The sequence below is a fragment of the Pseudomonas sp. FW305-25 genome (genome assembly GCF_017351415.1).
Lineage (GTDB): Bacteria > Pseudomonadota > Gammaproteobacteria > Pseudomonadales > Pseudomonadaceae > Aquipseudomonas > Aquipseudomonas chlororaphis.
The window spans coordinates 171,587-194,564 of the sequence record NZ_JACNDE010000007.1; the positions used below are offsets into that span (position 1 = coordinate 171,587).

Annotated in this window: 10 protein-coding genes; 8 read left to right on the top strand and 2 right to left on the bottom strand. The window is 66.0% G+C overall.

What is annotated here, in order from left to right; genetic code table 11:
• Positions 1-44: 44 nt before the first annotated feature.
• Together J4E58_RS09700 and J4E58_RS09705 are read right to left on the bottom strand one after the other, a co-directional pair.
• Complete coding sequence (locus tag J4E58_RS09700) at positions 45-1,046, bottom strand: ABC transporter permease (protein ID WP_087091504.1); 1,002 nt, start codon at positions 1,044-1,046, stop codon at positions 45-47.
• Positions 1,043-2,530, bottom strand: a complete 1,488-nt coding sequence (locus J4E58_RS09705) for a sugar ABC transporter ATP-binding protein (protein ID WP_087091503.1) — start codon at positions 2,528-2,530, stop codon at positions 1,043-1,045. The genes J4E58_RS09700 and J4E58_RS09705 overlap by 4 nt, the downstream gene beginning before the upstream one ends.
• 284 nt (positions 2,531-2,814) lie before the next feature.
• Here J4E58_RS09705 and rpiB point away from each other — a divergent pair, with 284 nt between their 5' ends.
• From rpiB to J4E58_RS09745, 8 genes are all read left to right on the top strand, one after another.
• Entirely contained in the window at positions 2,815-3,276 is a 462-nt protein-coding gene (gene rpiB, locus J4E58_RS09710; RefSeq protein ID WP_087091502.1) for a ribose 5-phosphate isomerase B, read from the top strand.
• Between the two features lie 109 nt (positions 3,277-3,385).
• Positions 3,386-4,366: a sugar-binding transcriptional regulator gene (locus tag J4E58_RS09715; RefSeq protein ID WP_016705332.1), complete on the top strand. Its 981-nt coding sequence runs from the start codon at positions 3,386-3,388 to the stop codon at positions 4,364-4,366.
• A gap of 431 nt (positions 4,367-4,797) precedes the next feature.
• Positions 4,798-6,360, top strand: a complete 1,563-nt coding sequence (locus J4E58_RS09720) for a TerC family protein (RefSeq protein ID WP_087091501.1) — start codon at positions 4,798-4,800, stop codon at positions 6,358-6,360.
• A 262-nt stretch (positions 6,361-6,622) separates the two neighbouring features.
• A complete protein-coding gene (locus J4E58_RS09725) occupies positions 6,623-8,734 on the top strand; it encodes a type I secretion system permease/ATPase (RefSeq protein ID WP_087091500.1) in 2,112 nt (703 codons plus the stop codon).
• A complete protein-coding gene (locus J4E58_RS09730) occupies positions 8,731-10,116 on the top strand; it encodes an HlyD family type I secretion periplasmic adaptor subunit (RefSeq protein ID WP_087091499.1) in 1,386 nt (461 codons plus the stop codon). Before J4E58_RS09725 ends, J4E58_RS09730 begins: the two co-directional genes overlap by 4 nt.
• Positions 10,117-10,118: 2 nt before the next feature.
• On the top strand, positions 10,119-12,260 hold the full coding sequence (locus tag J4E58_RS09735; RefSeq protein ID WP_087091498.1) for a type I secretion system permease/ATPase: 2,142 nt from the start codon (positions 10,119-10,121) through the stop codon (positions 12,258-12,260).
• Between the two features lie 121 nt (positions 12,261-12,381).
• Positions 12,382-21,363, top strand: coding sequence for a TcdA/TcdB pore-forming domain-containing protein (locus J4E58_RS09740; protein WP_087091497.1), 8,982 nt, complete (start codon positions 12,382-12,384; stop codon positions 21,361-21,363).
• A gap of 79 nt (positions 21,364-21,442) precedes the next feature.
• Positions 21,443-22,900, top strand: a complete 1,458-nt coding sequence (locus tag J4E58_RS09745) for a TolC family outer membrane protein (protein ID WP_087091496.1) — start codon at positions 21,443-21,445, stop codon at positions 22,898-22,900.
• Positions 22,901-22,978: the final 78 nt, after the last annotated feature.

Here is a 22,978-nt window from a genome sequence, read left to right on the forward strand (position 1 = left end):
ACTCCGTTATTGTTGTAGTCGTGCCATGGAAAGGACGGGGGGAGTCAAGGTTTCTTCTTGCGCCAGACATCGATGAGCACCGCGAACACGATGATCAAACCCTTGGCGACTTGCTGGTAATAGGAAGACACCCCGAGCAGGTTCAGGCCGTTGTTGATCACGCCGATCAACAGGGCGCCGAACAGGGTGCCGACGATGCTGCCGGTGCCGCCGGAGAGGCTGGTGCCGCCGATCACCACCGCGGCGATGGCGTCCAGTTCATAGGAAGTGCCGGCCTGGGGCAGGGCGGAGGTGGTGCGGGCCGAGAGCACCACACCGGCCAGGCCAGCCAGCAGGCCCGAGACCACGTACACCGAGAACATCACCTTGCGTACGCCGATCCCCGAGGTGCGGGCACTCTTTTCGTTGCCGCCCACCGCGTACACGTAACGGCCGTAGGTGGTGTAGCGCAGGACCATCCAGAAGATCAGCGCGACGATGGCGAAGATCACGATCGGCACGCCCACCGGGCCGATCTTGCCGATGCCCAGGGCCAGGTAGTTGTCCGGCAGGTCGGTGACCGGGCTGCCGTCGTTGAGAATGAAGGTCATGCCGCGGGCGATGCTGAGCATGCCTAGGGTGGCGACAAAGGGCGGGATCGACAGGTTGGCGACCATGAAACCGTTGACCACTCCGAGCATCGCCCCGGCGAACATCCCGGCGCTGACCGCGGCCAGCAGCCCGTAGCCCTGGGTGGCCACCAGGGCGCTGCACAGGCCGGCGAAGGCGAGGATCGAACCCACTGAGAGGTCGATGCCCTTGGTCAGGATCACGTAGGTCATGCCCACCGCGAGAATGCCGTTGATCGAGGTCTGGCGCAGGATGTCCATCCAGTTGCGCCAGGTCATGAAGTACTCGCTGGCAAAGGCCATGACCACGCACAGCAGGATGAATACCAGCGGCAGGCCGAAGCGGTCGAGGGCCAGACGCAGGCGGCTGCGGGGTACCGGGCCGACGGCGGTGGAGGCGGGTGTGGCGGCGGGGGTGACAAGGGTCTTGGCATTCATGAGGCGAGACTCAGCAGGGCTTCCTGGGAAAGAGCGGTATCGGTGCTGATGGTGACCAGGCGGCCGCCCTTGAACACCGCGATGCGATCGCTCAGGTGGAGCAGTTCCGGGGCTTCGGACGAGACCACTATGGCCGCGCCGCCAGCCCGCACGAACTCGTCCAGCAGGTGGTAGATCTCCTGCTTGGCGCCCTCGTCGATGCCCCGGGTCGGTTCGTCGCACAGCAGGCACACCGGCTGGGTCGACAGGCACTTGGCGAGCACTACCTTCTGCTGGTTGCCGCCGCTCATGGAGGCCACCGGCAGGTCCAGGGAGGAGACCTTGATCTGCAGGCGCTTGACCATGTCCCGGGCCAGCGCCTGTTCCTTGCGGGCGTTGATCAGCGACCAGCTCGACAGCTGCCGGTAGGCCGACAGGGCAATGTTGGAAAGGATGCTGCCGCTGAGCACCAGGCCGCTGTCCTTGCGGTCTTCGGTGACCAGCGACAGGCCGGCGCGAATGGTCGCCGCCGGTGCGCCGACCGGCAGCGGCCGGCCTTGCAGGCTGACCGTGCCGGCGTCGGGTTCGGTGAGGCCATAGAGGCAGTTGAGGAATTCGCTGCGGCCCGAGCCCATCAGACCGTAGATGCCGAGAATCTCGCCCTGGCGCAGTTGCAGGCTGATGTCCTGGAACTCGCCGTCGCGGCTCAGGCCCTGGACTTCCAGGCAGTTGTGCGCCGTGCATTCGCGCCCGACCTTGTGGTCGATGCGTTGCAGTTCCTGGCCGACGATCCCGCGTACCAGGTGGGCGCGATCGATGTCGGCCATGCGCCCGCTTTCGACGAAGGCGCCGTCGCGGAAGATGCTGTAGTCGTCGGCGATCTGCGCCAGCTCGCTCAAGCGGTGCGAGACATAGACGATCCCGGCGCCGCGGGCGGTGAGGCGGCGGATGGCCTTGAACAGGGTCTCGGTTTCGCGCTCGCCGATGGCCGAGGTCGGTTCGTCCATGATCATCACCTGGCAGTCATGGCTGAAGGCCTTGGCGATTTCCACCAGTTGCACCTGGGCCACGCTCAGGCGGTGCATGGGGCTGTCGGGGTCGACCTCGAACTCCAGGCTTTCCAGCAGCTCGCGGGTGCGCCGGTTGAGGGACTTGCGGTCGACGATGCAGCCGGCGCGGCGTGGTTCGCGGCCGAGCCAGATGTTCTCGGCGACGCTCATGTAGGGAATCGGTTCCAGTTCCTGGGTGATCATCGCTACCCCGGCGGCCAGCGCCTCGCCGGGGCGATTGAACTGCACCGGGCGGCCGTTGAGCGCAATGCTGCCGGCGTCACGCTGGGTGATGCCCATCAGGATGCTGAGGAAGGTGGATTTGCCGGCGCCATTGCCGCCGCACAAGGCGTGCACGCTGCCGGCGCGCAGGGCGAGGCGGCCATCGCGCAGGGCAGGGATCCCGGCATAGGCCTTGGCGACATGTTCAGCCTGGAGCAGTAATGGCGTGGCCATCGGCGTGTCCTCGTGCTGTGAATTCTTATTAGGTCGCAGAGTCATGTTTCGCTGTGATCATATGTGTATCAAATGAAATTCTGATCAGTCAATCTCTTTCAGGGTAAATCTGTATCGGCGGTCACTCATGCATTCGTAACCCTTTGTATAGGGCTTTGACTCGGCTGTCAGGTAAATCCTGCTTGACAGTGAGGGGGGTAATGCTTGAGAAATGACTGAACAAAGTTTCATATAGTGATCATATGATCATTCTTGCTCTCACCCAGACAGCGGAGCGAAATGCCATGAACACAGCCTTTTCAGTGGCCATCGGATGTGATGAAGCGGGTTTCGAGCTCAAGGAGTTGCTCAAGCGCCATATCGAGACCCTGGGCCATGCGGTGGAGGATTTCGGCACCCATTCCCTGGAGCCGGTGCTCTACCCGGACATTGCCCTGGCGGTGGCCACGGCCATCGGCGCCGGGCATCACCGCCTGGGGGTGCTGGTCTGCGGCACGGGCATCGGCATGGCCATCTCGGCCAACAAGGTGCCGGGCATCCGCGCGGCCCAGGCCCACGACACCTATTCGGCCGAGCGCGCACGCAAGAGCAACGATGCACAGATTCTCTCCATCGGCGCGCGGGTGGTGGGGGCCGAGCTGGCCAAGAGCATCGTCAAGTCGTTCCTCGAGTCGGAGTTCGAGTCCGCGCGCTCGGGGGCCAAGGTCGAGCGGATCAACGCCATCGAGCGCGATGGCCACCGGTAGGCGCCGACTCCCATGGAACCGACTGCCCATGTGGCGGAAGCGGTTGTAGACGCGACCTGCATCGACTAGAGAGAATGCGCCTTTGATGCCCATACGGAAGCCAGTCCACATGAGTGACAGTACCCCGCGCGGAGCCAGCGACATCGATCTGATGACCGAGGTGGCGATGCTCTATTACCTTGAGAACGTCACTCAGGAGGCCATCGCCAAGCGCTTCGATCTGTCCCGGGCCAAGGTCAGCCGCCTGCTCAAGCGCGCGCGGGACGAAGGCATAGTCGAAGTCCGGGTGTTGCAGCATCCGGCGATGAACAACGAGCTGGAGCAGGCGCTGGTGGAGCGCTTCCAGCTGGATCGGGCGCTGATCGCGGTCGACCACAGCGACCCCGACACCCAGCGCTCGGCGGTGGCCAGCCTGGTGGCCAACTACCTGAACAAGACCCTGAGCGACGGCATGATCGTCGCCGTCGGTATGGGCCGCAATGTCGGCGCGGTGGCCGACAACGTGTTCCTGCCGGTGACCCGCAACTGCACCTTCGTCTGCGCCATCGGCGGTTCGTTGCGCGCCGGCGAGTACATGAACCCCGACCATATCTGCCGGCGCCTGGCCCTGCGTTTCGGCGCGGAAAGCGAAACCCTGTACGCCCCGGCGCTGGTGGCCAACCCGGAACTGCGCAGCGTGCTGATCAGCAACGACACCGTGCGCTCGACCCTGGACCGCGCCCGGCGCGCCGACATTGCGCTGATCGGCATCGGCGACATGAGCGAAAACAGCAACATGGTGCGCATGGGCTGGTTCTCGCCCCAGGAAATCGCCCAGGCGCGGCTGTCCGGCACCGTGGGCGACATGATGGGCTACGACTTCATCGACATTCATGGCCAGCCGGCGGTCAACGCCATCCAGGGCCGGGTGATCGGCCTGACCGTGCAGGAGCTGGTGCGCATTCCCGATGTGGTGGCCATCGCCAGTGAGAACACCAAGGCCGCCGCGACCCTCGGCGCCTTGCGCTCCGGGGTGATCAATACCCTGGCGACCACCGTGACCAATGCCCACACCATCCTCGCGCTGGACGATGCGACGCGTAAGGGCTGAGGTCGGTGGAGTGCTTCATGAACCAGCCTGCTCCTGCAAAAAATCGCCTTTGCAGGAGCAGGCCGGTTCACGATAGCGCGGGTCCAGGCAGCCCCCGATAAGATCTTGAAATGATTTCCCCATGGGAAATTCCCCTTGGGGTTGTAGGATTCAAGTCCGTTTTTCTTCACAGGACTTGCATGAACACCCTCTCGGAGCCTCCCAGTCGTCCTTATCCCTGGACGCCTCAGCCTTTCCCCGCTCGATCCGCCTCACGGTGCCTTTCGCCAGTCATAAGGCGCGGCCGTTACCCCGAACTCGCTGTTTTTCGCTGCTCGCCGCCGGTCGTCGTGACCGTTGGGCGCTGGCCTGCGTTCGCCGTTCAAAGGCCCTGTGGCCTTGCCTTGCCGTGTCCGGCTGTTTGATTTCACTGGAGAGATAGAGTCGTTTTTATGGAATGGATAATGGACCCCACGGCCTGGCTTGGCCTGTTGACCCTGATCGTGCTGGAGCTGGTGCTGGGGATCGACAACCTGGTGTTTATCGCGATCCTCGCGGACAAGTTGCCGCCCCACCAGCGTGACCGCGCGCGGATCATCGGCCTGTCCCTGGCGCTGATCATGCGCCTGGGCCTGCTGGCGAGCATTTCCTGGTTGGTGACCCTGACCGCGCCGCTGTTCGAGGTGTTCGGCAAGAGCTTCTCCGGTCGCGACCTGATCATGCTGTTCGGCGGTGTGTTCCTGCTGTTCAAGGCCACCATGGAGTTGCATGAGCGCCTGGAAGGCCATGTCAGCCAACGCGCCGGCAATGCCGCTTACGCGTTGTTCTGGCCGATCGTCGCGCAGATCGTGGTGCTCGATGCGGTGTTCTCCCTGGACGCGGTGATCACCGCCGTGGGCATGGTCGACGAACTGGCGGTGATGATGATCGCGGTGATCATTTCCATCGGCCTGATGATCGTCGCCAGCAAGCCGCTGACCCGCTTCGTCAACGCCCACCCGACGGTGATCATGCTGTGCCTGGGCTTCTTGATGATGATCGGTTTTGCCCTGACCGCCGAAGGCCTGGGTTTCCACATCCCGAAAGGCTACCTGTACGCGGCCATCGGTTTCTCGATCCTGATCGAGCTGTTCAACCAGATCGCCCGTGCCCGCCGCAAGAAATCCATGCAGGGCCTGCGGCCGATGCGCGAGCGCACGGCCCACGCGGTGATGCGCCTGCTCGGCGGTCGCCAGTTGGCGGTGGAGGAGGTGGGCGAAGAGATCGCCGACCTGCTGGACAATGGCCAAGCGCCGAGCACCGAGCTGTTCGACCGCCGCGAGCGGGTGATGATCAGCGGCGTGCTGCAACTGGCCGAGCGACCGATCCGCACCTTGATGACGGTGCGCGCCGACGTCGACTATATCGACCTGGCCGACGATGCCGAAGCCATCCGCAACAGGCTGATGCATTCGTCCTACTCGCGCCTGCCGCTGATTCGCGACGGCGCGGTGGAAGAGCCGCTGGGCTTCGTGCACAAGAAGGAGTTGCTCAAGGAATACCTGGCCGGCAACGAGCCGAACCTGGAACACCTGGCGCGCACGGCGATCAACCTGCTGGACAGCTTCTCGATCCTCAACGCCCTGGAGCAGATGCGCAAGGCCTCGACCCACATCGCGTTCGTGATCAACGAATTCGGCGATTTCGTCGGCGTGCTGAGCATGACCGACATCCTCGAATCCATCGCCGGCGAGTTGCCCGACGCCAGCGAGATCGAAGGCCCGGACATTGTCGAAGAGCAGGGCGGTTTCATGGTCAGCGGCGCCTTGAACCTGGCGCAGATCCGCCAGCGCACCGGCTTCGACGCCGAACCGACCGAGGACTACCAGACCCTGGCCGGGCTGGTGATGAGCCTGCTGGACCGCTTGCCGGTGATTGGCGACCGACTGCAATGGCAGGGCTGGACACTGCAGGTGGTGACGGTGGAAGAGCGGCGAGTGACCCGGGTGCTGCTGCACCGGCAGGATGCCGCCTGAGCCATGAGCTGACAGAAAGCCGGACGCGAGTCCGGCTTTTTTTTGCCTGGAGCATGACCCGAGCCAAGGCCAGGCTCCGGCTGATTAAGTTTTACTTAAAAGCTTTCAACCCCGTGGCTGATTATCATTGCCGGGTGGCTGCCGCAGACTGGTTTCGTATCTCCATGCACCCTCGTTCTTGCAGCGCGGGTCTTGAAACGAGCGGTCTATGTCAGTCAATCCCGCAATACCCCCGCAGCCAGCCCGGGTCGAATGCCCGGCCATGGCGGAGCTTTCCGCCACGGCGGCCGTCCACTCGGCCCTGGCCTGTTGCCAACTGCTGCTGCAACTGACCCAGGAGCGCGCGCCACAGGCCGCCGACCCGGGAACCGAACGCGACCTGCGCCGGGCGCTCAAGGACTACGCCCGGGGCGCCGGTGCCGACCTGCGCCTGGAGCGTCTGGCGCTGGCCCGGCTGACCCCGAAGATGCTGCCCCTGGTCTGGCGCGACCGCAGCGGCGCGTTCATCCTGCTGGCCCGGTTGTCCGACGCGCAGGCGCTGATCCAGCGACCCTCAGCCCATACCCCGGATGTGATCGACCGCGCACAGTTGGCCGAAGAGTGGAGTGGCGAGGTGATTCGCCTGCGCCAGGGCGGCCTGCGCTTCGATCTGTCCTGGTTCGTTCCGGAGCTGCTGCGCCACCGGCGGATCCTCGGCGAAGTGCTGCTGTGCTCGCTGCTGCTGCAAGTGCTGGCCCTGGCGACCCCGTTGTTCTTCCAGGCGGTGATGGACAAGGTCATGGTGCACCGGGCGCTGTCGACCCTCGACGTGCTGGTGATGACCCTGGTGGTGGTCGGCCTGTTCGAGGTGCTGCTCAAGGGCCTGCGCGAATACCTCTCGGCGCACACCGCCAATCGCATCGATATCGGCCTGGGGGTCAAGCTGTTCCGCCATCTGCTCGGCCTGCCGCTGCTGTACTTCAAGCAGCGCCAGGTAGGCGCGATCATCACCCGGGTCCAGGAGCTCGACAGCATCCGCGAGTTCCTCACCGGCTCCTTGCTGACCCTCTGTGTGGATGTGGCCTTCACCCTGGTGTTTTTCGCGGTGATGGCCTGGATCTCCTGGCCGCTGACGCTGCTGGTGCTGCTGACCCTGCCGCTGTATGTGCTGCTGGCCTGGGCCAGCAGCGGCCCGCTGGAGAAGCGCATCGAGCGGCAGTTCTACAGCGCCGCGCGCAACACGGCCTTTCTCAATGAAAGCGTGAGCAGCAGCGAAACCATCAAGAGCCTGGCGGTGGAGCCGCGCATGCAGCGGCGCTGGGAGGCGCAGACGGCGGAGATGGTCGAGGCCGGTTTTGCCAGCCAGACCCTGGGTAGCGCGATCAGCCAGATGGTCACACTGTTGCAGAAAGTCACGGCGGTGGCGGTGATCTGCTGGGGCGCGAGCAAGGTCATCGACCTGCAGATGACCATTGGCCAACTGATCGCCTTCAACATGATGCTGTCCCACGTCAGCCAGCCCCTGGCCAAGCTGATCGAGGTCTGGCAACAGTTCGTCCGGGTGCGGGTGTCGGTGGACAAGCTGGGCGACATGCTCAACCTGCCGGTGGAGCAGGCCGAGGGCGACCAACGCCCGGCGCAGGCCCTGCGCGGCGAGGTGCGCATCGAGCAAGTGACGTTCCGCTACCGCCCGGAACTGGAGCTGGTGCTGCGCGGCCTGGACCTGCACATCGCCGCCGGCCAGACCCTGGGCATCGTCGGGCCGTCCGGGTCGGGCAAGAGCACGCTGACCCGCCTGCTGCAAAAACTCTATACCCCCGATGCCGGGCGCATCCTCATTGACGGCATGCCGCTGCAGCAGCTGCAGCCGGCCTGGTTGCGCAGCCAGATCGGCGTGGTGCTGCAGGAAAACTACCTGTTCAACCGCAGCGTGCGGCACAACATCGCCCTGCGCCATCCCACGGCGTCCCTGGAAAGTGTGATCGCCGCGGCGCGCCTGGCTGGCGCCCACGATTTCATCCTGCGCCTGCCGCTGGGCTACGACACGGTGCTGGCCGAAGCCGGCAGTTCCCTGTCCGGTGGCCAGCGGCAACGCATCGCCATTGCCCGCGCGCTGATGGGCGATCCGCGGATCCTGATTTTCGACGAAGCCACCAGCGCCCTGGACGACGAATCCCAGGCGCTGATCCAGGACAATATGGCGCGCATCGCCGAGGGCCGCACGGTGATCATCATCGCCCACCGGCTGTCCGCGGTCCGCCATTGCCAACGCATCATCGCCCTGGAACAGGGGCGTATCAGCGAGTCGGGCAGCCATCAGCAACTGCTGGCCAACGGCGGCTGTTATGCGCGCTTGTGGGCGCTGCAACAGGCGCTGCGCAAGGAGGCCCAATGATGCGCGGCGCATTGACCCATTTGCGGCGCGCCTGGCAGCAGCTGCGCGAGGCGCCGGCGCTGCGGGGGCGTAGCCGCGACGAATACGAGTTCCAGCCCGGTTACCTGGAGATCGTCGAGCGCCCGCCCGCGCCCTGGGCCCGCGGCACGGCACTGGTGTTGATCCTGTCGATCCTGCTGGCCCTGGGCTGGGCAATCCTCGGGTTCCTCGACATTCATGCCAGCGCCGCCGGGCGCCTGATGGTCTCCAGCTACACCAAGGTGATCCAGGCCCATGAGGCCGGCGAAGTGCGGGCCATCCATGTGCGGGACGGGCAGCGGGTCAAGGCCGGCGACGTGCTGGTGGCGCTGAACCCGATCGGCATCGACGCCGAATTGAGCGAGTTGCGCGCGCAACTGGCGTTCAAGCGCCTGGAGCTGGCCCGGGCCCGCGCGCTGCTGACCCCGGACCCGCTGGGCAGCTACCAGGCGCCGGACGGCCTGGACGCGGAACAGCTCGCGGCGGCGCGGGAACAGTTGGCGAGTACCTGGAAGGAGATCCGCGCCAACCTCGACAGCCTCAATGCCGAGATCGCCATCAACCAGGCCAACCAGCGGGCCCGCAATGGCGAGATCGCCGCCCTGGGCAAGCTGGCCAGCAACGTCCGCCGGCGCCTCGATGCGCGCCGGGCGATGGCGGCCGAACAACTGATGCCCCGGGTCGAATTGCTCGAACAGGAAAAGGAGCAGCTGGAGGTCGAGCGTTCCCTGGCCCAGCAACATGCCGAGTTGCAGGTACTCAAGGCCCAGGCGCAGAACCGCCGGGAGCAGCGCGACAGCTTCCTGGCCAGGACCCAGCGCGAACAGCACGACCTGCTCAACCGCAGCCACCAGGATGTCGCCGTGCTCGAACAGCAACTGATCCGCGGCCGCGACCGGCAGCGCCTGCAAACCCTGCTGGCGCCGGTGGACGGGGTGGTCCAGCAACTGGCGGTGCATACCCTGGGCGGCGCGGTGCAGCCGGCGCAGCAACTGCTGGTGATCGTGCCCGAGGGCGCCGAGCTGGATGCCGAGGTCATGGTGCTGAACAAGGACGTCGGTTTCGTCAGGGCCGGCCAGCCGGTGGAGATCAAGGTCGACGCCTTTCCCTACACCCGCTACGGCACCTTGCGCGGCACGGTCGAGCATGTCTCCGGCGACGCCATCAAGGACGAACAACTGGGCCTGGTGTTCCCCACTCGGATCCGCCTGGAGCGCGCCGCGATCGCCGCGGGGCAGGAGTGGATGCCCTTGCAGGCCGGGATGAGCGTGACCGGCGAGATCCGCACCGGCGAGCGGCGGGTGATCAACTACCTGCTGAGTCCGATTCGCGAGTATCAGTCCGAAGCGTTGCGGGAGCGTTGAGCATGACCACCGCCTTCAATCCCGCGGCCGAACAGTCGCCGACTATCCTCGATACCGGCCTGCATGCACTGGCCTGGGCTGCCCGACGGTTTGACCTGAGCATCAGCGTGGCGCAACTGAACCACCGCCTGGGGCGGGTCGAGGGCCTGGCCGACAGCCTCGACTTGCGCCGCTGCGCCGGCTGGATCGGCCTGCGGGCGCGGGCGCTGCAAAGCCAGGTGCAGCGTTTGCAGCACCTGCCGTTGCCGGCCCTGCTGGAAACCTCCCAGGGCTGGGCGGTGCTGGACGCGGTGGACGGCGACCAGGTGCGGCTGTTCTGGCCGTTGCAGGGGCAGTGCCAGAGCTTGTCTCGCGAGGAACTGGCAGCGCTCTGGCAGGGCCAGGTGCTGCTGCTGGCCGAGCGGCATGTCGAACCCAGGGCGCGCGGTTTTGGCATCGGCTGGTTCCTGCCGTCGATCCTCAAGCACGCGCGGCAGTTTCGCAGCGTGCTGCTGGTGTCGCTGATGCTGCAACTGGTGGCGCTGGTCACGCCGCTGCTGTTCGAGAACATTATCGACCGGGTCCTGGTCAGTCGCGGCCTGTCCAGCCTGCAGGTGCTGGGCATCGCCATGCTGGCCCTGGCGCTGTTCGAGCCCTTGTTCGGCCTGCTGCGTTCCTGGCTGTTCAGCAACGTGGCGAGCAGGATCAACGCCGAGTTGTCCGCGCGCCTGTACCAGCACCTGATCCAGCTGCCGCTGGGCTATTTCCAGGGGCGGCAGACCGGCGAGATCATCGCCCGGGTCGGCGAGATGCAGCAGATCCGCCAGTTCCTCACCGGTTCGGCCCTGACCCTGGTGCTGGACCTGGCCTTCTGCGGGCTGTTCATCGCCGTGATGTATGCCTACGCACCGCTGCTGACCTGGGTGGTGGTCGGCTCCCTGGCCTTGTACTTCCTGTTCTGGCTGTGCGTGGGGCCCTTGCTGCGCAGCCGGGCCTTGCGCGAATACGAGTTGAATGCGGCCAACACGGCCTTTCTCACCGAGGCCGTGACCGGCATCGAGACCATCAAGACCGGGGCCATCGAAAGCGGCTTCCAGCAGCAGTGGCAACGCCAGCTGGCGGCCTATGTGCGCGCGGCGTTCCACACCCGCATCGTCGGCATCTGGGCCGGGCAGGGCATCGGCGTGATCCAGAAACTCACCGCGGCGCTGTTGCTGTGGTGGGGGGTGATGCTGGTGCTGGACGGCCAGTTGAGCCCCGGCCAGCTGGTGGCCTTCAACATGCTGGCCGGCCATGTGGTGGAGCCGATCCTGCGCCTGGCCCAGGTCTGGCAGGACTTCCAGCACACGCTGATTTCCCTGCGGCGCCTGGGCGACATTCTCGACACTGAGTGCGAAAGCGGCAGCGGCGGCCTGGCTTCGGTGCCGGCGTTGCAGGGCGGGGTGAGTTTCCAGGGCGTGCGCTTTCGCTATGAGGAGGACGGCCAGGAAGTCCTGCGTAGCCTCGACCTGGAGATCCGGCCGGGGGAATTCGTCGGCATCACCGGGCCTTCCGGCTCCGGCAAATCGACCCTGACCCGCCTGTTGCAGCGCCTCTATGTGCCCCAGCACGGCCGGGTGCTGGTGGACGGCATCGACCTGGCTATCGCCGACCCGGTGGCCCTGCGCCGCAACATGAGCGTGGTGCTGCAGGAAAGCGTGCTGTTCGCCGGCAGCGTGGCCGAGAACATCCGCCTGTGCCGGCCCCAGGCCAGCGATGCCGAGGTGCAGCATGCGGCCAGCCTGGCGGGAGCGGCGGCCTTTATCGAAGCCCTGGCCCAGGGCTACGAGACCCAGGTCGGCGAGCGCGGCGGCCAGCTTTCCGGCGGCCAGCGCCAGCGCATCGCCCTGGCCCGGGCCCTGCTGAGCAACCCCGGAATCCTGCTCCTGGACGAAGCCACCAGTGCCCTGGACTACGAGTCGGAAGCGGCGGTGATGGCCAACCTGCAAGGCATCGCCCAGGGCCGCACGGTGATCAGCGTGGCCCATCGCCTCAATACCCTGCGCCACGCCGACCGGATCCTGGTCATCGATCAGGGCCGGGTGCTCGAACAGGGCACCCACGAACAACTGCTCGCCCTGGACGGGCTGTATGCCCGGCAGTGGGCCTTGCAGATGAAGGATTGAACCCACTGACGGCAGGAGTACGCACGAACCAGGCATGCCTCCCCATCCCGGATATTCATAGCGACAGGCAGCCTTTCGCGACACGAAGGGCTTCGCTCAAAACAGACAAAGGATCACTGCAATGGCTTCCATGTCCAAGGACTTCACGCGCCTGCTCAATACCCTGATCGATCAACAGGTCAAGGCGGCAGGCAGGCAAACCGAATGGTTCAACATGAGCGCCGACGAGCGCGCCACGTACATCGCCCAGGTCGGCGAGCGCCTGCTGGAAATGCAGCAGAGCACCCTGAGCGTGCTGGCCGCCCAGCACTATCAGATGCAGGACAACCCGGTCTCGGTCGGCGACCAGTTGCAGACCCTGCAACAACGCCGCAAACAGATGAACGCCATTCCCGACACCCCGGCCACCAGCGCCTACAAGCTGCAACTGGACCGCGACATCCAGTTGTACAGCCGCCAGCAGACGGCGATCACCCACTATGACAGCACCTGGAACAAGGCCCTGGGCATGCTCAGCCCCGGTGGCGCCAAGCAGCTGGACATCAAGGGCCTGAAGGCCGATGCGCTGGCCAAGCAGGACAAGCTCGACGGGCGGATCAAGCGCCTGGAGCAGCAGTTGACCATCCAGGTGGCCGACTCCACCTTCAGCCAGGCCTACGTGACACTGTTCTCCGAGCTGCAGGCCTACAAGGACGTCAGCGCCCGCTACAACACCTTGCTCAAGGCCGCGCCCGAGCAGCAGGCCGCGAGCCTCGGCGCGCTGGCCAAGGCGCCCCGGGCCTCCGACGATCTGCCGGTGAACATTTCCCTGCTGATGATGGAAGAGCGCCCCGGCTATATCCGCATGAACGTGGCGCTGGTCAATGCCAGCACCGATGGGCGTTTCAAGGACTTCTTCCTGGAGAACGGCAGGCTGGTGGTGCCCACCGACGGGGTGCTGAACTTCTCCTTCGGCACCGCGGCCCGCTCCCTGGCCTGGCAGCAACAGTACCGGCTGAAGAACGAGCCGCCGTCCTTCCGCTCGCCGACCTACGCGCCGATTCGCTCGGTGCTGGTCAAGACGTCCTTTGTCGAGCAGTACTTCGCCAACCACCTGGTGTCGGAAAGCTCCTTGCGCGAAGGCTTCAAGGCCCAGGTGCTGGGCAACGGCCACAAGCTGCTGTTGACCAGCGTCGATCGCAAGGTGCCGAACCAGGTCGGCATCCAGGTTTCCGGCCAGTCGCCCACCACCACCGTTACCCGCGAAGTGCCCCTGGCCGGCGCCTTGAGCGAGCTGATCAACCAGAACGCCGACATCGCCAGCTTCCAGACCATTGGCCTGGAGGGTTTTCGCCAGAACAGCTACCACCCCGACCGTGACGGCGTCTTCGTCAATATCCACGAGCTCGAACGCTCGGTGGGCCTTGCCGAGCGCCAGTACCTGCTGGAAATGCCTCAGGGCGGCGAGTACCGCGCTGCGACGCCTTTTGCGCTGATGACCGTCGACGGCGACAAGGTCAGCAGCAGCCACCTGAGCAAGGCGCAGACCGACGCCCTGTATCAATACAACGCGGCGTTTTTCGACAAGCTGGAGCAGCTGCGCGATGGTGGCATCAAGGCCAGCCGCCTGTTCGAAGGCAGCCGCGAACGCGCGGCCTTCACGCAGCAGCTGACCCGCTTGCTCGAACGCAACCACATCACCCCGGCCGGGGTGCTGATGCCGGAACACAGCCGCGCCAGCCTGCGCGATATCAAGGGCAACAACCTGAACAAGGTGCTCTGGGAGCAGGCCTTCGCCGCGTCGGTCTGGCAGAGCCGCGACAACGACGCGCTGCTGTTCGGCCTGGCCGACAAGCTGGTGAACAACCAGGCGGTGGCCAAGGTCCTGCAAGGCGGTTATGTGCAGAGCGACATTGCCCAGGCCAAGTTGCTGCTGGCGCCGCTGTACGAGCCATGGCGGGCCCGGGCGATCGACGCGGAAACCCAACGGGTCGCCGCGGCCAACGCGGCGCAGCATCCTGGCAACCCGAAAGTGCATGTCTTCGATCAGGTGGCGGTCGAGCGTTCCCTGGACAGCCAACTGCTGACCCTGTTGCTGCGCGGCCCCGAAGGGCTTGCGCCGGCCGATGGCAAACTGCGCCCGACGGTCGAGGCGCTGCTGTCGAGCGACCAGGGCCGCAGCCTGCGCAAGCAGGCGCTGTTCCATGCCCTGCGCCCGGTGGCCGACAGCTTTTCCAAGGCCGCAGTGCCGGTCAATGCCCATGCCGCGCTGGCGCCGCCAAGTGGCGCCGACAAGGTCATGATCAACAACCGGCTGAATCAGCCTGACCCTTACCTGATCCTCAATACCCACCCGGAGCAGGTCCAGGCCGATACCACCTTCCTGATCGCGGACGACAAGTACCGCAGCTACAGCCAGTTCCGTCCCGACCCGGGCAATGCCGCCACCCGCTACATGAACGACCTGGACACGCCCTTCGTGGGCGGCATTTCCGGGACCACCCAGACCGTCAGCAATGCCTTGCCGGAGTTGTTCGGCGGTGCGCTGAGCGTCAAGCAGTACTGGCAGTTCCAGATGGCCAACGCGGCCTTCATGATCCGCAACGGTTATCACTCGTTCTTCGAGACCCTGTACGTCGCCGCCCGTTATGAACCCCAGGGGCCGGGCAGCATCGGCCAGGACCTGTTGCAAATGTTCGACCGCTACCGCGCCGAAGGCAGCCAGGAGGCGCTGCACGGCGAGCTGTACGACGGGGTGATGGCCCGCGTGCTGCCCATCGTCAACCAAGGCTTGCCGGCGGCCGAGGAGTTCCATCCGCCGCGTTTCACCAGCGTTGGCCCGCTGCCCGCGCTGCTGGGGCAGGCGGCCAAAGACCTGCAGCTCAAGACCGGGCTGGCGTCCCTGGGCGCCGGGTTCGAACCGCGCCAGGGCAGCGCCGACATTCGTCAGTTCGCCGCCGACCCTGTGCAGTTCGCCAAGACCCATACCCTGAGTGCCGAGGCCCTGGTCAAGTCGGGACGCCTGCCGGCCCAGGGCAACGTGCAGTTGGTCAAGGTCGCGCCGAACCTGTACGAGCTCGAATACACCGAGCACAGCGCCAATGACATTGCCGGCAGCGGCGTCGACAGCGTGCCGGCGTACTTTCTCGGCTACAACGGGCCGAACCAGGCCAATGCCGCGCCAGCCTATGTGGACATTCCCAAGCACGCGGCCGCGGGCAGCTTCCTCTTCACCGGCACCTTGTCGGGCTGCTCGCTGGTGGTGACCAGCCTGGACGCCAATACCTTCCGGGTCTACCACGACGGCCGGGTCAACAGCTCGCTGCTGTACGACAACGTGGTGATGGCGGTCGACTACAAGGACTATCAGGTCGCCGGCACCGCCGAGGGCCTGGCCGCGGCCTACATGCAGTACGTCGACGGCCAGTGGCAGCTGGTGTTCCAGCGCCAGGAGTACCAGCGCGACGGCCAGATGGTCTGGCCGAAGCTGCGCGACGGCGCGCAACCCCTGCAGATCCAGAACGCCGACCCTCAGGTGGTGGAACGCAACCGGGCCGAGTTCGCCGCCTACCGCGAGCAGGTGCACCAGAACCTGAAGAAAGTCGCGACCCAGTTCGGCGTGTCGGTCGACGGGGTGGCCGACGGTGTCTACCGCGATGGCGCCTTTTCTCCCGAGCATCCGGCGATCGCCGCCTGGAACCAGCTGCGCGAAGCGGTCCAGGCCAAGGTCAACGCCGACATCCAACAGCTGGCCGACAAGCGCTACCAACTCCAGCAAGACCGGCGCGGGGCCAGCGACAAGGGCCTGATCGACCAGCAGATCAAGCAGCTCAACCTCACCCAGGACTACTATCGGGCGCAGTACGACCCGGTGTTGCGCGAAGCCGGCTCGGTGGAAAAGACCTGGCTCTGGCAGCAGATCAAGGCCAAGGAGGGTAGCGCCGCGGTGGTGCGCACCGACGATACGGCGATCCAGGGCGCAGGCGAGGAGCGCGCCAGCAGCGTCGGCGAGCGTTATGCGATTGCCGAGGCCTATCAGCGCGGCGCGCGGGGCACGGCGTTCAGCGACGGCTTGCGCGATTTCCGCGAGATCAAGATTCCCGGGGTGGACGACCGGATGTCGGCCCTGAAGATGAAGCAGCTGTTTCTCGACGGCACCCTCACGCCCCGCGAGCGTGGCGCCCTGAGCGGGCGCATCACGGAAACCGCCCAGGCCGAGTACATCGACAAGGTGCTGCGCCAGACCGCGGTGTTCAGTGAAGACTTCCACAAGGCCGGCAGTGTCTTCGACCGGCTGGCGCCGCAGGACTTCTACCTGTCGCTGGTGGGCGACCGCTCCGGCGGCCGTTGCTACCCCCTGGTCCGGGCGATGGCCGTGGCCCTGGCCAGCGGTGGCGAGGCGGGCGTCAACAGCCTGGTACAGAAGCTGTTCCTGGCCTCCGCCGACCCTCAGGCGGGCAGCTCGACGCTGCTCAAGAACAGCCTGATCCGCCTGCATTCCAATGTCGAAGCGGTCCAGGCTTCCAGGGAGCTGGGGCAGGTCAAGTTGTCCGAGGTGGTGTCGCGGCTGGCCGCCAGCAGCGGCACCTCGATGTTCGCCCTCAATACCCAGAACCACTCGATGATGGTGGGCAGCACACAGACCGCCGAGGGCCGTCGCTACTACTTCTATGACCCGAACGTGGGGATCTTCGCCTTCGACTCCAGCAAGGGCTTGACCAAGGCCATGCAGCAGCACCTGGTGACGCGCAACCTGGCCGCGCACTATGGCTCGTTCGGCACAAAGTCGCTGCCGGCGTTCAACCTGATCGAGATCGATACCGGCAAGATGGCCGAGGTGCCGGTGGGCAACGGGCTGAATGTGGCCGATCTGTCGCGGCCCGAGGAGCTGGCCGGAGTCATCGGCCAGCGCCGCCAGGTCGAGCAGGCAGTAGACGCCCGGCAGCGCGTCAGCGAAGACCTGCGCCTGGGGGCGGCGTTGACCACCTTCGACGCCGAGCAGTGGGGCGCGCGCTTCGAAGTCGCCAGCACCCGGCTGGCCCGGGAACACCAGTTGGGCAGCCAATGGATACCGATCATTGCCAACATCGAGGCACAGCAGGAGGGCGGCTATCGGGTCCAGTTCATCAACCGTGACCAGCCCGAGCAGACCCGCTGGCTGGCCACCGACGATGGCACCTTTGTCGAGTTCCGGCGTTTCGTCGACGAGCACATGCGGGTGTTCAACCAGCACTTCACCCTGGAGCACGGGCAGATACGGCCGCGTGCCGGAGTCGGCGAAGCGGCGCCGGTGGATGGCTTGAACGCCGGCTTCGCGGTGCAGACGCTGATCCAGTGGTTCGCCGACAAGAACCGCAAGGACACAGCCCAGGGCACGGTTTCGCCGGACCTGGCCACTGCGCTGAAGATCCACAGCTACCTGGGCCTGGCGCAGATCGGCCATGGCACCTTGCAGGACGTGGTCAAGGTCACCGAACTGGTACAGACCGCGTTGCGCGGCGAAGCCATGGCTGCCGAAACCTCGCTCAAGGACTTTGCCTCGACCCTGGGCCACACCGTCAACGAAGGCGCGGGCGTGCTATTTGGCGGGGCCATGGTCGGCCTCGATGCCTATGAACTGGCCCATGCGGAGAACGATGTGCAGAAGGCGGTGTTCGGCACCCAGCTGGCGTTCGATTCGGCCAGCTTCGTCACCGGCGCGGCCGGGGTCGGCGCCGGGCTGCTCGGCGCCTCGACGGCGGCCGCGGTGCTCGGCGGCGCGGGGGTGATCCTCGGCGGCCTGGCGGTGGGCTTCACCGCGCTGGCCCAGGCCTTTGGCGCGGTGGCCGAAGACGCCAAGGCGGTCGGGCGCTATTTCGATACGCTCGACAAGGCCTACAAAGGCAACGGCTACCGTTATGACGCGGACAAGAAAGTGCTGGTGCCGCTGGCCGGTGCGGTGGTCAAGCGCCTGGACCTGCGTAACAACCAGATCGGTTTCGACAGCCAGTACATTTACCGCACCCACCACGGCTCCACCGGTTCCGGGGCGATCAACTACTTCTTCTGGGCCGGGGATTTCCCGCGGATGATCCACGATCGTGGCCAGGCGATCGAGGTGCGCAGCGGCATCGGCTACAAGGACGCCACGCGTACGCTCGAGCATGGCGACAGCACAGCGGTGATCCTGCCGGGCACGCCCAAGTCCTACATCAGCTACGAGTACATGATCCTGCCGGGGTCCACCACCCGGCATGACCCCGGTTTCGACGTGATCCGCAGGCTCGAGGAGGACCGGCGTTTCGACTACGACTTCTACATCTTCCCGAGCGAGGAGACGATCCGGAGGATTCGCCAGGAGTACGTCGAGACCCCGATCGAGGTGCTGCTCGACTCGCGCGACCGGCAACTGGTGATACCCGAGCTGCCCAAGGAACTGCACGGCTATCTGAACTACCAGATCAAGGGCGCGGGCGGGCGTTATCTGGTCGGCCTCAATGAAGGCACCCGGGTCGATCTGTCCAGCGAGGCAGGCACGCCGTCGCGCTGGATCATCGACAGCAGCCAGCTGGCGAGCGAGAGCATCAGCGTGTCCAAGGACCAGTTGGTGGTCGGTGGCGTGGTGGTCAAGCTCGACCCGGCAAGCAACGGCCAGGTGCTGGTGGTCAACGCCAGGGGCGAGGTGCGCGAAGTCGATTTCGCCGGCATGAGCGCTCGGGTGGTGGAGGAAGACGCGAGCAAATGGCAGCTGCCTGGCCAGCGTATCGAACAGCACCTGAGCGAGCTGGCCAAGGCCCATCAGCTGCACGGTCAGTACGTGGTCGTCGATAACTACCGCCACGAGGGGCGCAATGTCGGCCGGGCGTTCTACGACGTCGCCAAGGACCGCATGCTGTTCACCGACACCCAGGTGGAACAGGCCAGGAACGCCCAGTTGGGGGCGGTCATCGGCGAGCATGCCTACTTCGTCGACGCCGAGAACGCCGCGGCGTGGCGGGTCGAGATCGCCACCGGCAAGGTCGACGCGCAGTTCGCCCCGTCGTTCAACCAGAGCGCGGGCCGGATCAGCCGGTTCTGGCAGGAGGGCGACGCGGTCTACCTGGCCCGTCGTTATCAGCTCAAGGAGCGCGAGGCCGAACTGAACTTCCGCATCACCGGTGACCGGATGGAGCTGGTCGGGGTGGTCGGCGATGACGCATTGCTGCAACTGTCGGCCCGCACCGACCAGCATGGCGATGCGCTCAAGGCCCTGCTCCAGGGCTACCAGAGCCAGGTCACGCAGCGGGCCACCCCGGTGTACAGCCTGGGCGCGCCGATGATGGAACCGAGCGCTGCGGCGCTGGTGACGGTGTTTGGCCTGGATAACGCGAAAGTCGCGCACCGCTACTGGGTGCGCACTAGCGACGGCACGGTGATCAAGCCGAACCTGGCGCCCCCGGCGGGTCAGCAGCCGCCGCCGGATGCCCAGGGCAAGCCCCAGAGCGCCTGGCCGATTCCGGCGGACCTGGTGTTCGCCGGCAGCATGCCGCAGCCGGCTGGCCAGGAGGTGTTTTTCTTCTACAGCCAGAAGCAGAAGGTGCTGTTCCGCCAGGAAGGGCCGGGGCAGAAGGTCCTCGACGGTAGCCAGCCGAGCGCCTTGCGCCTGGCCACGCCGGCCCTGGCCAATGTGCTCGAACTCAACGGCCATCTGGTGGCCGTGACCGAGGATGGGCTGGTCGCGCGGATCGAGGCGACAGGGCGCCTGAGTTATGAAGCGGTCAACGAGCATTGGCTCAAGGGCCGCAGCACCTGGTGGCAGGACCTGGCCAGTGTCAACGGTAGCAGCGCCACCCTGGCGGTATTCGGGGCCAAGGCCGCCGACGGCAAGAGTGCGCTGCCGGTGTGGTACCACAACGGCCAGGTGATCGTGGCGGCGTCCTCGCTGCAAGGCAAGCCGCTGCAATTTCTCGGCTTCGACAGCGCCAGCTCCAGCGCGCGGCTGTTCGAGCCCGAGAGCGGCAAGCTCTACCTCCAGGCACCGATGACGTCCGAGGCGTTGGCGACCGCGTTCGGCGGCGACGAGGTGCTTGAGGCTTCGGCACAGCTGCCCGCCGCCACGCTGCCGATGCCCGAGGTGCAACTGCGCTCGGCGGTCCAGGTGGATGCCGGGCTGCGGTTGACGACGGTGCAGGGGGAGATCCTGCTGCGCGCCAACAACGGCGATGTGCAGCTGGTGGCGCTCGACAAGGGCTGGCAGCAGCAACACCTGGGCAATCTGCCCCAGGCGCTGGCGCAAGTGGCTGGCCAGTGGCGAGCCAAAGGCGTGCTGACCTTGCAAGGCGCCGAGAGCCAGGGCTGGTTCGATGTCGCCAGCGGGCGGATGTTCGCCAGCACGGGCATTCCCGCCGCGAGCGACCTGCGTTTTATCGGGGTGGCTGCCGAATCGCAGCGCTCGGCGTACGTCTACAGCCCGACGGAACAGGCGCTGTACAAGGTCAAGGAAGGGGCTGCGCAGAAACTCGGTCACTACGCCAATGTCGAGCGTATCGGCTCGTCGCTGCTGCTGCAGGGCGGCGGCGGTCGTCAGGACGAGCTGGCGCCGCCGCTGATCGCCGGGGTCGACAGCGTGGTGCTGCATGGCGGCGGTGCCAACGACACCTATCGCTTCAGCCCCGCGATGTGGGCGCATTACCGCACGGTGGTGATCGACAACGATGACCCGGGCCAGGCCCTGGACCGCCTGATCCTGCCGGTGGCCGATGGCAAGAACATCCTCGTCAGCCGTCGGGGCGAGGACGTGCTGCTGACCGACGCCGGCACCGGCACGGCCTTGGTGCTGCGCCAGGTGTTGGGCAGTGAGGCCGCGGCGCACCGGCATCTGCAGATCGAGCTGCAAGGCGACTCGTCGGTGATCAGTGTCGATCATCTGGTGAAGGGCTTTGCCCAGGCGGGATCGGCCAAGGACGTTTTGTTCGAGCTGTCCTCGCGCGAGCGCCAGGCCGTGCCGACGGCGAACGACATCGCCTCGGTGACGGAGGCCGAGGGGCCCAGCCTGGCCAAACTGAGCGGGGCCATGGCGGCCTTCGCCGACACCGGCGGGGCGCGTGAGCACCTGCCGCAAAACCGTCAGGCCGCCCAGGCGGTGCTGGTGCCTTCACTGACCTGACCACGCGGGAGCAACCACAGGAGGGGCGCCAAGCCTCTCCTGTCTCCTGGCCCACCTTGTTTGGAAACAGAAACAGACCATGACCAACCCCATGATTTCGCGGCAGCGAGCCCTTGCCGGCTGGCTGCCCGTCCTGCTATCGCTGGCCGCGTTGCCGGCGGCCTCCCTGGCGGTGGCCGCCGAACAGCCGCGTAAGGCCCTGCCCAGCGACCTGTGGCGGGTGTACCTGGATGCCCAGCACAACAACAGCGAGCTGGCGGCGGCCCGTGCCGACCAGGCCGCCCGCGCCGAGGCGGTGCCCCAGGCCCGGGCCGGGCTGCTGCCCACGCTGTCGGCCAGCGCCGAGCTGAACGGCACCAGCACCTCCCTGCAACAGCCACGGCAGGACACCCGGCGCAGCGGCACCAGCTACCAGGCGGTGCTGAACCAGCCGATCTTCCGTGCCGATCGCTGGTTCAGCCTCAAGGCCGCCGAAGCCGAGGACCAGCAGGCCCAGCTGGAGCTGGCGGCAGCCGAACAGAAACTGATGCTCGACAGCGCCCAGGCCTATTTCGGCCTGCTCAAGGCCCAGGACGCCCTGGCGGCGGCCAAGGCGGAAGAGGCGGCGCTCAAGCGCCAGCTGGAACTGGCCGAGAAGGGTTTGCAGCTGGGCCTGTCGGACCGTACCGATGTGCTCCAGGCCGAGGCCGGGCATGACACCGCGCGGGCCAACCGGATCGTCGCGCAGAAGCGCACCGACGATGCCTTCGAAGCCCTGGACACCCTGACGCACCAGCAATACGCGGCGATCCAGGGCGTGCGGCATGACATGCCGATCTTGTTGCCCGAGCCCAACGATGCCCGGCGCTGGGTCGATACCGCGGTGCGCCAGAACTTGACCCTGCTGGCCAGCCAGCAAGCCCTGGACGCGACGCAGCAGACCCTGAGCGCGCGCAAGGCCGGGCACGCGCCGACCCTCGACGCGGTACTGCGTTACCAGACCGGCGACAACGACAACCTGGGGTATGGCAACAGCGATATCCGTGGCAGCGGCTACGGCGGCAATGTCGAGCAGCGCTCCGTTGGCCTGCAGTTGAACATTCCGCTGTTCAGCGGCGGCCAGACCTCTTCCCAGGTGCGCGAGGCCCACCAGCGGATGAATCAGCGCGAGTACCTCAACGACAACCTGCGGCGCCAGGTGGTGGAGCAGACCCGCAACCTGCATCGCGGCCTCAACAGCGGCGTCGATCAGGTCAAGGCCCGGCGCCAGTCGATCATCTCCAACCAGGGCGCGGTGCTGGCCTCGCAACTGGGCTTCCAGGTCGGCACCCGCAATATCGTCGATGTGCTGGAAGCCCAGCGCCAGTTGTATAACGCCGTGCGCCAGTACAACGACAGCCGTTATGACTACATTCTCGACACCCTGCGGCTCAAGCAGTCGGTGGGAACCTTGTCGCCCCAGGACCTCAAGGCGCTTGGTGATTACCTCAAGGCCGACTACGATCCCGACCGCGATTTCCTGCCGCCGGAGTTTCCACGCCGGCTGGCGGCGCGTTGAGCTGTTTGTCAGGGCACAGGCGTATGCGCACGGGTTTATCAGGTAAAGGGGCGAGGTGTTGCACAGGCTAACCAACTT